The sequence below is a fragment of the Agaricicola taiwanensis genome, assembly GCF_014635245.1.
Taxonomy (GTDB): domain Bacteria; phylum Pseudomonadota; class Alphaproteobacteria; order Rhizobiales; family Methylopilaceae; genus Agaricicola; species Agaricicola taiwanensis.
Window position 1 is genome coordinate 1,201,725 of sequence record NZ_BMCP01000001.1, and the last position, 13,166, is coordinate 1,214,890.

The 13,166-nt window shown below is 63.6% G+C and carries 15 protein-coding genes; 4 read left to right on the forward strand and 11 right to left on the reverse strand.

Going from position 1 to position 13,166, the window contains the following annotated elements:
- Positions 1 to 34 precede the first annotated feature (34 nt).
- The 11 genes from IEV58_RS05685 to IEV58_RS05735 form a co-directional block, all read right to left on the reverse strand.
- A complete protein-coding gene (locus tag IEV58_RS05685) occupies positions 35 to 991 on the reverse strand; it encodes an NUDIX hydrolase (RefSeq protein WP_188408688.1) in 957 nt (318 codons plus the stop codon).
- Between the two features lie 73 nt (positions 992 to 1,064).
- Positions 1,065 to 1,664, reverse strand: coding sequence for a YfbR-like 5'-deoxynucleotidase (locus IEV58_RS05690; protein ID WP_188408689.1), 600 nt, complete (start codon positions 1,662 to 1,664; stop codon positions 1,065 to 1,067).
- Positions 1,664 to 2,269: a DNA-3-methyladenine glycosylase I gene (locus tag IEV58_RS05695; RefSeq protein WP_188408690.1), complete on the reverse strand. Its 606-nt coding sequence runs from the start codon at positions 2,267 to 2,269 to the stop codon at positions 1,664 to 1,666. Before IEV58_RS05695 ends, IEV58_RS05690 begins: the two co-directional genes overlap by 1 nt.
- Positions 2,266 to 3,102, reverse strand: a complete 837-nt coding sequence (gene ygfZ / locus IEV58_RS05700) for a CAF17-like 4Fe-4S cluster assembly/insertion protein YgfZ (protein ID WP_188408691.1) — start codon at positions 3,100 to 3,102, stop codon at positions 2,266 to 2,268. The genes IEV58_RS05695 and ygfZ overlap by 4 nt, the downstream gene beginning before the upstream one ends.
- Before the next feature lie 84 nt (positions 3,103 to 3,186).
- Complete coding sequence (locus tag IEV58_RS05705; RefSeq protein ID WP_188408692.1) at positions 3,187 to 3,651, reverse strand: CoA-binding protein; 465 nt, start codon at positions 3,649 to 3,651, stop codon at positions 3,187 to 3,189.
- Between the two features lie 50 nt (positions 3,652 to 3,701).
- The gene (locus IEV58_RS05710; protein WP_188408693.1) at positions 3,702 to 4,310 is read right to left on the reverse strand and encodes a hypothetical protein; all 609 of its coding nucleotides are present in this window, start codon (positions 4,308 to 4,310) and stop codon (positions 3,702 to 3,704) included.
- A 57-nt stretch (positions 4,311 to 4,367) separates the two neighbouring features.
- Positions 4,368 to 4,628, reverse strand: a complete 261-nt coding sequence (locus IEV58_RS05715; RefSeq protein WP_188408694.1) for a hypothetical protein — start codon at positions 4,626 to 4,628, stop codon at positions 4,368 to 4,370.
- A gap of 91 nt (positions 4,629 to 4,719) precedes the next feature.
- A complete protein-coding gene (locus tag IEV58_RS05720; protein WP_188409103.1) occupies positions 4,720 to 5,103 on the reverse strand; it encodes a TIGR02301 family protein in 384 nt (127 codons plus the stop codon).
- 57 nt (positions 5,104 to 5,160) lie between these two features.
- Positions 5,161 to 5,673, reverse strand: coding sequence for a hypothetical protein (locus IEV58_RS05725; protein ID WP_188408695.1), 513 nt, complete (start codon positions 5,671 to 5,673; stop codon positions 5,161 to 5,163).
- A 114-nt stretch (positions 5,674 to 5,787) separates the two neighbouring features.
- Positions 5,788 to 7,194 (reverse strand): FAD-binding oxidoreductase, encoded by a 1,407-nt coding sequence (locus tag IEV58_RS05730; RefSeq protein ID WP_188408696.1) that lies wholly within the window; start codon positions 7,192 to 7,194, stop codon positions 5,788 to 5,790.
- 26 nt (positions 7,195 to 7,220) lie between these two features.
- Positions 7,221 to 8,183, reverse strand: coding sequence for an L-threonylcarbamoyladenylate synthase (locus IEV58_RS05735; RefSeq protein ID WP_188409104.1), 963 nt, complete (start codon positions 8,181 to 8,183; stop codon positions 7,221 to 7,223).
- Positions 8,184 to 8,329: 146 nt separating this feature from the next.
- On the opposite strand from IEV58_RS05735, the gene IEV58_RS05740 reads away from it, so the two are divergent.
- The 4 genes from IEV58_RS05740 to IEV58_RS05755 are packed head-to-tail and all read left to right on the forward strand — an operon-like array spanning position 8,330 to position 13,161.
- Positions 8,330 to 10,102 carry an acyl-CoA dehydrogenase family protein gene (locus tag IEV58_RS05740; protein WP_188408697.1) on the forward strand — a complete coding sequence of 591 codons (1,773 nt, stop codon included), beginning with the start codon at positions 8,330 to 8,332 and terminating at the stop codon, positions 10,100 to 10,102.
- A gap of 20 nt (positions 10,103 to 10,122) precedes the next feature.
- On the forward strand, positions 10,123 to 10,983 hold the full coding sequence (locus IEV58_RS05745) for an SDR family oxidoreductase (protein ID WP_188408698.1): 861 nt from the start codon (positions 10,123 to 10,125) through the stop codon (positions 10,981 to 10,983).
- A 27-nt stretch (positions 10,984 to 11,010) separates the two neighbouring features.
- Positions 11,011 to 12,171, forward strand: a complete 1,161-nt coding sequence (locus IEV58_RS05750) for a sensor histidine kinase (protein WP_188408699.1) — start codon at positions 11,011 to 11,013, stop codon at positions 12,169 to 12,171.
- 60 nt (positions 12,172 to 12,231) lie between these two features.
- Positions 12,232 to 13,161 (forward strand): histone deacetylase family protein, encoded by a 930-nt coding sequence (locus IEV58_RS05755; RefSeq protein WP_188408700.1) that lies wholly within the window; start codon positions 12,232 to 12,234, stop codon positions 13,159 to 13,161.
- Positions 13,162 to 13,166: the final 5 nt, after the last annotated feature.

Consider the following 13,166-nt stretch of genomic DNA (forward strand, 5'->3'; position numbering starts at 1 on the left):
ACGGGCAAGCTCGGCAAACAACGGTGGCGGCAAGCTATGCCCCGAAACGCAACCCCGGCGCGGGGCGCTCGGCCAGAACGGCCCGGCGGAAGCGATAGAGCTGTGCCGGGCGGCCGCCCGTCGCTGCTGCCCGTTCGCCGGTCGGCTCGACCAGCTGGGTTGCTTCCACAAGTCGGCGGAAGTTTTGTTTATGGAGGTGGCGGCCGGCGATGCCCTCCACCATGCGCTGAAGGTCGGTGAGCGTGAAGGCTTCCGACATCAACTCGAAGATGACGGGCCTATACTTGAGCTTGGACCGCAGCCTGCCCATAGCGGTCGCCAGGATGCGGCGGTGATCGAATTGCATGGACGCGCCGAGTACAGGCAGGACCGCCCGCCGCAGCGCTTCCTCGCGCCCATCCCTGCGGGCTTCGTTCAAAAGACCCGCGCTGTAGAGCAGCTCGTAGCGGTCGAGCACCTTTTCCTCATCCCAGGGAAAGCCGTCCAGACCAAAAGCCAGCTTGAAACGCGCCATCCGGCTGAGGCCGCGCCCGGTCGCCGCTTCCGGTGCGTCTTCGGCCCAGTTGGTCAGTGCCGGCAGGATGACATCATCGAGCATTTCCGGGCGGCCCTGCCGCCAGTCCTCCCATGGAAAGAACCCATACCAATTGCGAAAGCTCGATCCGCTTGGATTTTGATCGGGGCGCTGCGTCAGCGCCAGATAGCCCACCGAGACGACGTGAGGCGCCGTATCGCTGGCGCGCGCATGACGGCCACGATCTCCGAAGGTGTAAAGCTGCTCGGCGTAACCAAGCTGAAGGCCAGCCTGTTCGGCCACCCAGGTGCGCAGTCCGGCCTCGAAGGTGCGATGCGCGACCGGATCGAACGGACCTGATGGCAGCATGGTCAGCGCCTTGTCGGAGCCTTCCCGGACGACGAGGCAGGTGGGAGACACCGCCTCCGGAGCAACGATCGCCGCGGTCAGATTGATCTCGATGTTCGTCGTAGTCATTGCACCTCGGAGGCTGGCGGGGCACCGCCAACATAGCACATTCGCTCGACCGTTACGGGCATGCTCCCGCTGCTCACCCGGCGTCGTTCGTCAGGTCCCGAAAGCGCTGCAGGAAACGTGCTTTCGCCTCATCGGCGGGCCAGGGCTTGAGCTCGAGACCAGCCGGTATGCCCTGCGGGCGGCCGAAGAAGCTGCGGGCTTCCTCATGCTTGAAACCTGCCAGCTGTGTCGCCTCCATATAGGCACAGGCACTGTCAGCTTGCTTGATCAGCTTGGTGATGGCGGCGGTCGGCTTGGCAAGCCCGAACCGCAGATGCACGGCAGCCATCAGCCGCTTTTCAACCTCCTTGTAGCTGTCGCCGATGATGGCCTTGAAGGGGCTGATCATGTCGCCGATGACATATTCCGCCGCGTCGTGCAGCAGCACCGCCAGTGCCACCTCGCGGTTCAGGTCCGGCTCAAGTGTCCGCGCGATCTGTTCGACGAGGACGGAATGCTGCGCAACCGAAAAGATATGCGCGCCCTCCGTTTGCCCGTTCCAGCGCGGCACCCGCGCGAGTCCATGCGCGATGTCCTCGATTTCGATGTCCAGCGGCGAGGGATCGAGGAGGTCGAGCCGGCGGCCCGACAGCATGCGCTGCCAGGCGCGGGGCGGCTTTGCGCTGCGCGCCATCACTTGGCCATGGCGGCGCATTCCGCGTGGCGGAAGCAGTCCACGAGGTGATCATTGACCAGCCCGGTGGCCTGCATGAAGGCATAGGTGATGGTCGGGCCGCAAAAGGTGAAGCCGCGGCGCTTCAGTTCCTTGGACATTGCCATTGACGCGTCACTCTGCGTGGGCGCATCCGCCATGCTGCGGAGGTTGCTCTGCACCGGCTGTCCGCCGACGAAACTCCAGATCAATTCGGAGAAGCTCTCACCGCGCTCCTCCATGTCGAGCCACATCTGAGCTGACTTCACGGTGCCGGCGATCTTTGCCCGATTTCGGATGATGCCCGCATCCAGCATCAGGGTCTCGACCCGTGCCGCGTCATAACGGGCAATGGCCTGCGGATCGAACTGATCGAACGCCTGCCGGAAGTTCTCGCGTTTGCGCAGAATGGTGATCCAGGACAGCCCTGCCTGGAAGCCGTCGAGGATCAGTTTCTCGAACAGCGCCCGGCTGTCGTATTCCGGAACGCCCCATTCGGTGTCGTGATAGGCCACGTAGAGCGGATCGCGCCCTGGCCAGGGACAGCGATAGCGGCCGTCGTCATGGAGAACGGCCTCCCGGCTCATGCATCCTCTCCCGGAAAAGCGAAGCGCGCCCAATCCGGTTTTTCCAGCCGAATGGCTATGCCGCCCGCAAGCAGCGGACTGCCCTCGGCAAGAGCGTCGGCAACACGATCGAGCCGCAGCACTGCGATGCCGCGTCCCGCCGCCGTGGAGCCGAGATGGCCGGCGGGTTTTCCGCCCGCCGTGACAGCGCTGTCACTCGGCACGGTGCTTTCGGTGAAGATGATCGGCACGGCGCGCGTTCGGGCCGTTCCCCTGTGCTGCATGCGCGCCACGACTTCCTGGCCGATAAAACAGCCCTTGTCGAAGTCGACACCGTCAAGCTGATCCATGTCCGCCTCATGGGGAAAGGTCTCGGCAGCGATGAAGTCGCGCCCGCTTTCCGGCACACCGCACGCAATGCGGCGGGTGTGATAGGCGTCGGAGGTGGTGGTTGCCCCGGCTTTGGCCTCGTCGATCGGCAATATGGCCCGCCAGCCGAGCGATGCCGCGCGCGGATCGGGAAAGGCCTGCGGGGCGGGCGGTATGTCCCAGCCGGCCAGCACCCCGTGCCTGGCCGACACATCCTCGATCGTCACTTTCGCCCGTAGTTTGTAGAACGATAGCCGTTTGACGAAATCCGCGACGGTGGCGGCCGTCGCATCCAACAGAAAATGATCTTTCTCGCGCAATATGATGAAGTCGAACAGGATCTTGCCCTGCGGCGTCAGCAGTGCTCCGAAACGGGCGGGAGCAAGGCGTTTCATGTCACAGGTGATGATGCCTTGGAGGAAGGCTTCGGCATCCTCGCCCGAGACCTTGATGATCCCCCGATCGTCCAGATGTGCGGTTGGCATGATCGTCCTTTGCTTGCGCCAGTACTGGTGACATAGGCTGCCGGGGCAAAAGGCTCAAGCTGTACTGTGATGAGGTGCGAGACGTCAGCCGCTCTCTTGGCGGCGCAGATCGGCGATACCGAGCCGCGAATGGTCCACGCTGATGCAGCGGTTCATGATCATCGCCAAACCGGCGGACCGCGCCTTGCGGGCAGCCTCGATATCCATGACGCCGATCTGTCCCCAGACGGCGGGTGCGCCGGCCTCGATGGCTTCGTCCACCACACCTTCCAGCGCATCCGACCGCCGGAATACGTTCACGAGATCCACCGCCTCCGGCAGGTCGCGCAAACTTCCGTGGAAGCTTTCCCCGTGGAGCGTGTTGCCGATCTCGAAGGGATTTATCGGCACGATGTCATAGCCGTTGCGCTTGAGGTAGCCCGCGATCGAGAAACTTGGCCGCCACGGCTCGGTGCTGGCACCGACAATGGCGATCCGGCGCGTGTGCAGGAGAAGATCGCGAATGAACGCGTCCGAAGGCGAACCCGTGTCTTCGTAGGCCTTGTTCATGATCTTCTCCTCATGGACAGGCAACGAAGGAGGGTGGAATGCTGTTCCGGTCAGTCGCCTGCGATGAAGAAATGCCAAGTGCCGTCGGTGCCGATGCCGACACGGTAGAAGTTATAGGCACCGAAGTTGAGCATTTCCTCGTATTCAGCCGCGGTCACGATGCGGAAGACCTCCACCAGTTGTGGCGGGCTCAGCTTGTCGAGCGGATAGCGTGCGAAATAGGGCCAGATGTACATTTCCTGGGGCGTGCCGACATCGGCATGGACATAGCCGGCCTCCATGATCTCCGCCAGAATCGCTAGGATCTCGCGGCCTTTGCCGTCCACCGACTGCTCAATGATGCCTTTGATGGGATCAGGCTCGTCGCCGAAGCTGAATGACGGCGGCATTTCATTGGATTCGATCACCGGACGCAGTGCTTCCGGATCGCCGGACTTGGCGGCTTCAAGGATGCGGTCGCGCATGGCGCGCACCCGCTCAGGCAACAAGCCAGGATCGTACTGGATATCGGGAAGTGCGATAGCGCCCGAATCGGAAGATCCCTCCGTTTCGGTCTCAACCTTGGAGGGCTCTGCACTCTCGGTTTTTGGATTGGGTGCAGCCATGGCTGCCTGCGCGAGAAATCCGGCAACGAGCAGCGGGAACACGACGCGCGTCATGTCTCTTGAAGGAAACCAAAAGCGCATGATGACCCGCGTCGAACCTCTCTCAATGCATCAGTGCATCGAGCGCTCGAGCGTGAATTCCCCGCGCTTGATGCGATCGGGCAAACGTTCCGCAAAAGCAGCGGTTGCCTCTTCGCCGTAGGACGCCACAAATTCGGCCAAAGAGCGAAACAAGGCTGCGTGAGCCACGCATTCCGGCGCGATACCTTCAGTCGCGGCCTCTTCCCAAGCATCGTCAAGATGATCGAGAGCGGCGCGGCGCTCTTCTTCGAAGACAGTGCGATCGTCAGTGTCGGTTGTGCTGGTCGGCAAGGACTGAGGCTCCCGTAAATCTCACCGACTTCTTAACACGCTTTTCCGCTGCGTTAACACCCCATCTGAAGAATGAGTTAACAGAATGCGATCAATTGGCGTTTCTGGCGTTTATGCCGTCGGCAAGGCGCGAGCCCTCGGCAAGGAAACGTTGCGTGGCGGCCTTGGCGGAAGGGGTGCAGACCTTGTGGTTGCGAGAAAAGCCCTGATAGCCGGCATTGAACGCGCCGGCGAGGCGCTCGCAGCGGTCAGGCGCGCAGTTCTCCGCCTTTATCAAAGCCTGCATGCGTTCGCGCCAGGCGGGGCCATCCTCCGCGCCGCATAGGGTGCGCAGATAATGCAAGGCCCCAAGAATTTCCGAGAGTTTCAGGATGTCCGCCTCGTAGGGCGGGGTGGCGCTCTGCGCACGGACAGGTGAGGGCGCGGCAAGCAGGGCGGCAAGAACTGCAAAGATGATCCACCGGCGCAGCTGCATTTCGTCATCGTCCATCATGGCAATGTAAAGGGCTTAGCACAGTGGCACTCGTGCGAATCAGTCAAACAGGGAATCGATCGCGTCCTGCGTCGCTTCTACCTCTGTTTGGACGACGGCGCCGCTGTTCACGATCGCGCTAGCTCTCGCTATGGACGAGAGAATCTCGTCGCGGGCAGCCGTGATGTGACCCGCCGCCTCTTCAGGAGTGCGGCTAAGCAGAACGGCTTGCACATCCAGGATCTGGTCCGTCAGGCACGAGATGGTCTCGTCAAACGGTTCGCGATGGCAGGGGGGCGAAAGGTCGTAGGCTTCGATGGCCAGTTCCTTTTCCCGGAAGCCCGTCTGCTGGAAGTGGGCTTTGTAATCGGCCGGCCGCCAGGCCAGGACCTCGTCCCTCAACTCCGGCACGGAGGGGAGAAGGTCCAGGAGCATGACCACTTCATTGAAATGATTGAGGTAGTCTGTTGCCAGCCCTGTGTGCGGGTTGATGTTGGCCGCCCGCAGCGCCCGCGCATAATCCTCGGTCGACGCATCGAGATTTTCCGGTGTGACGGCAAGGGCTGAGGGCATGGATTGAAAGCCTGGAAACGACTTTCGCCAGTTTCAGGGCAGCGCGTTGCTTCGCCGTTAACGACGTCGGAAAATGCGCCGATAACCGCCTTTCCAATGACGCCATGATGGCTTTCAGATCACCACGCCTGGATTGAAGACCCCGTTCGGATCAAGCGCCGATTTGACACGACGCATCATGTCCAGTTCCACCGGCGCCTTGATCTCGGCGAGGAGCCCGCGCTTGAGACGGCCAATGCCGTGTTCCGCGGAAATGGATCCGCTGTAGCGGGTAACGACCGCATGCACGGCCTCGTTCATCTCGCCCCATCGTGCGAGATAGGCCTGCTTGTCGTCCCCGACGGGTTGGCTGACGTTGAAGTGGATGTTGCCGTCGCCCATGTGGCCGAAGGGGACCGGCCGGCAGCCCGGCACGACACCTTCCGCGGCGGCGGTGGCATCGCCCACGAAGGCGGGCATCTGCCCGATGGGCACCGAAACATCATGCTTGATGGAGCCGCCTTCGTGCTTCTGCACCTCCGACAGGAGATGACGCAGCTTCCAGAACACGGCGCGCTGGTCGAGCGTTTCCGACAGAGCGGCATCCTCGATGTCGCCGGCCTCGATGGCGCCCTCCAGAATGGCTTCCATGGTCTCCCGCAGGCTCTGCTCGGCCGGAGAGGCGAGCTCCAGCAGCACATACCAGGCATGGGAGCCGGAGAGGGGATCGCGCACGCCCGAACCATGCGCGAGAACGAAGTCGATGCCGATGCGCGGCATCAGTTCGCAGGCGATCAGGGCCGACCCGGCCGTTGCCTGCGCCCTGCGAAAGAGGGCCAATGCCTGCTCGGGAGAATTAAGGCCGATGAAGGCCGTTTCCACGCTGCGGTTTGCGGGCGCAAGCTTCAGAACAGCGCCGGTGATGATGCCAAGCGTGCCTTCGGCGCCGATGAACAGCTGCTTCATGTCATAGCCGGTGTTGTCCTTCTTCAGCTTGCGGAGACCATTCCAGATCCGCCCGTCCGCGAGCACCACCTCAAGGCCCAGCACCAGGTCGCGCATGTTTCCATAGGCGACCACCGCCGTGCCGCCGGCATTGGTGGCGATGTTGCCGCCGACGGTGCAGCTTCCTTCGGAGGCGAGGCTGAGCGGGAACAGCCGGTCATGCTCGGCAGCTTTCTCTTGCGCTGCCTGCAGCGTGACGCCCGCGTCCACTGTCATCGTGCCGGTGTCGATGTCCACCTCGCGCACCGAGGTCATGCGGTTCAGCGACACGACCACGGCTCGCCCTGTTTCATCGGGCACACCGCCGCCCACGAGACCAGTATTGCCGCCCTGCGGCACAACCGGCACCTTGGCCTCGGCGCAAAGCGCGACCACGCTTGCAACCTCTTCGACGGATGCGGGGCGGACGACGGCCACAGCCTTGCCGCGATAGAGGCCGCGTTCCTCGGTGAGATAGCTCTCCGCAGCGCCGGCTTCGGTCAGAATATTCTTGTCACCAACGATCTCAGCCAGGCGCGGCAACAGTGGATCGGACATGTGAATTCTCCTCGTGGCGACCTGGCTCAGGCCTTTCCCGGACGCGGCGCGGCGGCGCGCGACAGCCGGTCGTTGATGGCCTCGCCGAGGCCGGTTTTGGGGATGGGGGCAACCGCGATGCTACGGGCACCGGACGCATCGAGCGCGTGAAGTGCTGAAAACAGAGCGGCCGCTGCGGCAACAAGATCGGCTTCGGCGCTCAGGTTCCGGCTCATGACCGGCTCCGCACCGCCAGGCTGCAAGCCCCCGAAGCCCAGCCAGGCCTCGCCAGGTCGGACATCAACTGCGTCGAGGCGGACGCCGGCGGCCGGCGCATAATGTGAGGCGAGCATGCCGGGTGCCCGCGGCGCCGCGTCGCCGGTATCCGCCACGGAAATCAGCTTATGCCCAAGCAGGGCCTCCACCGCCTCGCGCGGAATGCCTCCCGGGCGCAGCAGGCGGATGTCTTCACCGTGGCAGGCCACGATGGTGGATTCCACTCCGACGTTGGTGGCGCCGCCATCGAGAACCGCATCGAGACGCCCGTCCAGGTCGGCCAGCACATGGGCCGCTGTGGTGGGGCTGATGCGTCCGGAGCGATTCGCCGAGGGGGCTGCAATCGGCTTGCCGGACATCGCCAGGATCCGCCGCGCCACCGGATGGGAGGGAACGCGCAGGGCTATGCTGTCCAGTCCCGCTGAGGTAAGGGCGGCGACCGGACTGTCCGGCAGTGCGGGAACCACGAGCGTGAAGGGCCCCGGCCAGAAGGTCCGGGCCAGAAGAAGCGCCTGATCATCGAACCGGCCCAGCTTCTGTGCCGCGGCGACATCAGGCACATGCACGATCAACGGATTGAAACTCGGCCGCTCCTTGGCCGCGAAGATCTGTGCAACCGCAGTCGCATCGGTGGCGTCGGCTCCGAGGCCGTAGACCGTCTCCGTCGGAAAAGACACGAGGCCGCCGTGAGAGAGCAGCTCCGCCGCTCGGCTGACGCCGGCGTCATCGGCCATGAGCCGCTCGGTATTGCGGCGCTGATCGGCAAGCGTATGGATTTCGTCTTTGACTGCCACGGGTTAGGCCCTAGAGTTCCGCGCAAAGCACTACGCGGCAGCGAACACGCGGTCAACGCGTGTCGAACCGTGGGGGAGGGATGTGCATGACCTATCGCGCGCCGGTTGCCGATATCGCCTTTGCTCTGCAGGTCGCGGGTCTCGATCGCAACATTGCCGAGGGGCTTCATGGCGAACTGTCCGACGATCTGGTCAAGGCGGTGCTGGAAGAGGCCGGGCGTTTCGCCAGCGAGGAACTCGCGCCCGGCAACCACCAGGGGGATGTGACCGGATCGCGCTTGTCCGACGGCAGGGTCATCACCCCGGAGGGCTGGCCGGACCTGTACCGCCGCTGGTGCGAGGCGGGCTGGAATGGCGTGATGGCGCCGGAGGAGATCGGCGGCCAGGGGCTCCCCGTCGCCCTATGGGCGGCGACGAGCGAGATGTGGGCCTCCGCCAACATGGCCTTCAGCCTGGCGCCCATGCTCACCCAGGGCGCCATCGAGGCGCTGCATGTCCACGGTTCGGAAACCCTGAAACGCCTTTATCTTGAGAAGATCGTTTCCGGCGAATGGACCGGCACGATGAATCTGACGGAGCCTCAGGCGGGATCCGATCTCGCCGCCCTGCGCACCAGGGCCAAACGCGCCGGCGACGGCAGCTATCGCATCACCGGGCAAAAGATCTTCATCACCTTCGGCGAGCACGACCTGGCCGGGAACATCATCCACATGGTGCTGGCCCGACTGCCCGATGCGCCCCAGGGCACCAGGGGCATCTCGCTGTTCCTGGTGCCGAAGATTCTCGTCAACGAGGATGGATCGCTGGGAGCCGCCAACGATCTCAGGTGCCACTCCATCGAACATAAGATGGGCATCCACGGCTCGCCCACCTGCACCATGGTCTACGGCGACCACGGCGGGGCGACCGGCTTTCTCGTGGGGGAGGAAAACAAAGGCCTCGCCTGCATGTTCACCATGATGAACAACGCCCGTCTGGGCGTGGGTCTGCAGGGCGTCGCCATAGCCGAGGCGGCACGCCAGAAGGCTCTGCGCTATGCGCACGAAAGAACGCAGGGCCGTCTGCCGTCAGACCCTGATATGGTCCCGATCGTGAGCCATCCCGACGTGAAGCATATGCTGATGGCCATGCGCGCGTGGACCGCCGCGGCCCGTGCCATCTGCTACCGCACCGCGACAGCACTGGATCGCGCCCACCTTGCCGGGAGCGAGGCCGAACGACGGACCGCGCAGGAGCTTGCCAATCTGCTGACGCCGGTCGCCAAGGCGTTTTCGACCGACATCGGTACCGAAGTCGCCTCGCTCGGCGTCCAGGTCCATGGCGGTATGGGCTTCATCGAGGAAACAGGCGCTGCCCAGTTCTACCGGGATGCCCGGATAGCCCAGATCTATGAGGGGACCAACGGCATTCAGGCCATTGATCTTGTGGGGCGCAAGCTGCCGCAGTCCGGCGGGCGCTGTGTCCGGGATTTCATCGATAGCCTCAAGGCCTCGGTCGACGAGATCCGTGCCGCCAATGCTCCCGGCTTCGGCCGCGCGGGTGAACGGCTCGATGCTGCCGTTACCGCCCTGGGCACGGCCACCGAATGGATGCTGGCGGCCGAGCGCATGGATGAGGAGCGCCTTGTCGGCGCTACCGCCTACCTGCGTCTCTTCGGCCTTGCCGCCGGCGGTTGCGCATTGGGGCAGGGAGCCTTGGCGGCGGGGCGAGGAGAGGGGGGCGGCGCGGCCCATCTCGCCATCGCCCGCTTCTTCGCCGAGCATCTCGCGGTCGGAGCTGCCGGCCTCGCGGTTGCCATCACCAATGGTGCTGCGGCCGTGACCGGCGCAGGCGCGGACGCCGCGCTGACCGATATCTGATCCAACGCCGGAGATCCCCGATGTCCCTTCAAGGCAGAACACTCTTCGTCACCGGCGGATCGCGCGGCATCGGCCTCGCCATTGCCAAGCGCTGCGCCGCCGATGGCGCCAATGTGGTCATCGCCGCCAAGACTGCGGAGCCGCACCCCAAGCTGCCGGGTACGATCTATACCGCGGCCGAGGAGATCGAAGCCGCCGGCGGCAAGGCACTTCCGCTGGTGGTCGACGTCAGGGATGATGCCAGCGTCGAAGCGGCCATGGCACAGGCCGTCGCAACTTTCGGTGGTATCGATCTGCTGCTGAACAACGCCAGCGCCATCAATCTCAGCCCAACCTCGAAGATCGACATGAAGCGCTTCGACCTCATGCATCAGGTCAACGCCCGGGCGACCTTTCTGGTATCGAAGCTTGCAATCCCTCATCTCGCGAAAAGCGCCAACCCCCACATTCTGACGCTCTCGCCGCCCCTTGATATGAAGGAGAAGTGGTTCGCGCCTCACCTCGCCTATTCCATGGCAAAATTCGGCATGAGCCTGGTGGTGCTGGGGCTTGCGGGTGAACTGCGGGGGCAAGGCATTGCGGTGAACGCACTGTGGCCTCGGACCACCATAGACACTTCGGCCGTGCGCAACCTTCTCGGCGGCGAAGCTCTGGCCCGCGCGTCACGCACCCCGCAGATCCTTGCGGATGCCGCCTACCATATCTTCACAAAGCCCTCGACAACCTTTACGGGCAATTTCATCATCGACGACACCTTCCTTGCCGCCGAGGGGACGACGGACTTTGATCAGTATCGCGTTGATCCGACACAGCCGCTTCAGGTGGACTTCTTCGTTCCCGACAGCATTCCGGCGCCCGCAAGCCTTGCTCCCATCCGCTGATCGACCGGCGCAAGGCGGCCATACATCGTGAAGATACCGGAGCATCCCGACGAAAGCCTGCGGCTCGATGCATTGCGACGTCTCGAGATTCTCGACACCCCGCCAGAGCGGGAGTTTGATGAAATCGTGGAGGTCGTCGCCGCCTTCTGCGAGACACCGATCGCGCTTGTGAGCCTCATCGATGCCGACCGCCAATGGTTCAAGGCCTCCATTGGAATGGGCATCCGTGAGACAAGCCGGGAGCATTCTATCTGCGCCCACACCATTCTTGAGCCCGACTTCCTGGAAGTGCGGGACCTGCTGGATGATCCGCGTTTCTCCGGTCCTCTTTTCGCAGCAGGTATTTCACAACCGCGATTTTATGCTGGCGCGGTGCTTGAATCTGACGACGGGCTGCCGCTTGGCACCATCTGCGTGCTTGACTATACGCCGCGCGAACTGACGGAGGCGCAGCGCAAGCTGCTTCGCGTCATGGCGCGGCAGGTCACGGCGCATTTGAGCTTGCGCCGCGTGCTGAAGATCGAGCGCGAAGTGACCGCATCTCTGGCAAACACGCTGCTGGACCAGCAGAATCTCCTAAGTCAGAACGAGGTCCTCCGGCAGGAGGTGGATCATCGCGTCAAGAACTCGCTGCAGATGGTCGGAAGCTTCCTTGCCATGCAGTCCCGCAAATCGTCTGATCCGGCCGTCAAGGCGCAGCTTTCGGAGGCTCTCGGCCGAGTGCTCGCGATCGCCGGCGTTCATGATCAACTGCACCGCAGCGGCCAGGCCGACAGAATTCCGGTAAAGGTTTTTCTCGAAGGGCTCGGCGCCCGACTGGCCGAAACACGACCTGCATTCATCGACGCAGTGACTGTTTCTTCCGACGACATTTCGCTGAGCCCCGATCAGGTCATGCCGCTGGGGCTGGCGGCGAGCGAACTGGTTTCCAACGCCTTCAAGCACGCCTATTCCGAAGGCCGGGGAGGGACGGTTTCCGTGGTCTTTGCCGTCGATGGACCAACGGGAACTCTTATCGTTCGCGACCAGGGCAGCGGTCTTCCCGCCGGGTTCGAACCTGATTCGGGAGCCGGTCTCGGCATGAAGGTGCTCTCAACGCTGGTGGCGCGGCTGGGCGGCACTTTGAGCCATGAGCCGGGGCATCCCGGTACCTGCTTCACGATCCGCTTCGCCCTTGAGCCCTCGTGATGCTGAACGAGGCCTGCCGGCGCATGGACATTTCTCGCTTTGCCGTGCGTTGATGAAGCCATGGCCACTCTTCTCGTCACCCACGAAGCCTGTCTCGATCACAAACCCTCGCTCGGACATCCCGAGAGGCCGGATCGTCTGCGCGCCGTCGCCGCGGCCCTTTCCGACGGGAAATTTTCCGGGCTCGAGCGCGTCGAAGCACCGCTGGCGCCTTTGTCGGTAGTCACCAGCGTTCACACCGAGGCCTATGCCGCCACGCTGGATGACGCACGGCCCCGCGAAGGCATGATCGCCATCGACGGTGACACCGTGATGTCCCCCGGTACCTGGGAAGCGGCACTGCGCGGCGTTGGAGCCGCGCGGCTTGCCGTGGACCGGGTCATGGAGGGCTCTGCCCGCAACGCCTTCTGCGCCATCCGGCCGCCCGGCCATCATGCCGAACGCCAGCGTGCCATGGGCTTCTGCTTCTTCAACAATGCGGCCATCGCCGCGCGCCATGCTCAGAACGCGCACGGCGCGCAGAGGGTTGCCATCATGGATTTCGATGTCCATCACGGCAACGGCACGCAGGACATCTTCTGGAGCGATGAGAGCGTGCTCTTCACGTCGACGCATCAGATGCCGCTCTACCCAGGCACGGGAGCTTCCGAGGAGAAGGGGGAGGCCGGAACCATCGTCAATGTCCCGTTGAAATCAGGCGACGGCGGCGCGGAGTTCCGGGCCGGCATGGAAGGCAAAATTCTGCCGGCGATTGATAGTTTCCGGCCCGACATCATCATCATTTCAGCCGGTTTCGATGCGCACGAACGGGATCCGCTGGGAGGCTTGCAGTTCACCGAAGACGATTTTGGTTGGGCGACGATGCGGCTGATGGAACTTGCCGACCGGCATGGTGGCGGACGGGTTGTTTCCGTGCTCGAAGGCGGCTACGACCTTGACGGTCTGGCACGTTCCGCTGCCGCTCATGTGGCGGCTCTGATGCAAGGCTGACATGT

Bases quoted from the DNA above. Each gene is read 5' to 3' on its own strand.
- IEV58_RS05730 (WP_188408696.1), bottom strand. From the start codon at position 7,194: ATGTCCGATCCACTGTTGCCGCGCCTGGCTGAGATCGTTGGTGACAAG.
- IEV58_RS05685 (WP_188408688.1), bottom strand. From the start codon at position 991: ATGACTACGACGAACATCGAGATCAATCTGACCGCGGCGATCGTTGCT.
- IEV58_RS05720 (WP_188409103.1), bottom strand. From the start codon at position 5,103: ATGCAGCTGCGCCGGTGGATCATCTTTGCAGTTCTTGCCGCCCTGCTT.
- IEV58_RS05710 (WP_188408693.1), bottom strand. From the start codon at position 4,310: ATGACGCGCGTCGTGTTCCCGCTGCTCGTTGCCGGATTTCTCGCGCAG.
- IEV58_RS05725 (WP_188408695.1), bottom strand. From the start codon at position 5,673: ATGCCCTCAGCCCTTGCCGTCACACCGGAAAATCTCGATGCGTCGACC.
- IEV58_RS05705 (WP_188408692.1), bottom strand. From the start codon at position 3,651: ATGAACAAGGCCTACGAAGACACGGGTTCGCCTTCGGACGCGTTCATT.
- IEV58_RS05745 (WP_188408698.1), top strand. From the start codon at position 10,123: ATGTCCCTTCAAGGCAGAACACTCTTCGTCACCGGCGGATCGCGCGGC.
- IEV58_RS05735 (WP_188409104.1), bottom strand. From the start codon at position 8,183: ATGGCCGATGACGCCGGCGTCAGCCGAGCGGCGGAGCTGCTCTCTCAC.
- IEV58_RS05695 (WP_188408690.1), bottom strand. From the start codon at position 2,269: ATGAGCCGGGAGGCCGTTCTCCATGACGACGGCCGCTATCGCTGTCCC.
- IEV58_RS05755 (WP_188408700.1), top strand. From the start codon at position 12,232: ATGGCCACTCTTCTCGTCACCCACGAAGCCTGTCTCGATCACAAACCC.
- IEV58_RS05690 (WP_188408689.1), bottom strand. From the start codon at position 1,664: ATGGCGCGCAGCGCAAAGCCGCCCCGCGCCTGGCAGCGCATGCTGTCG.
- ygfZ (WP_188408691.1), bottom strand. From the start codon at position 3,102: ATGCCAACCGCACATCTGGACGATCGGGGGATCATCAAGGTCTCGGGC.
- IEV58_RS05740 (WP_188408697.1), top strand. From the start codon at position 8,330: ATGACCTATCGCGCGCCGGTTGCCGATATCGCCTTTGCTCTGCAGGTC.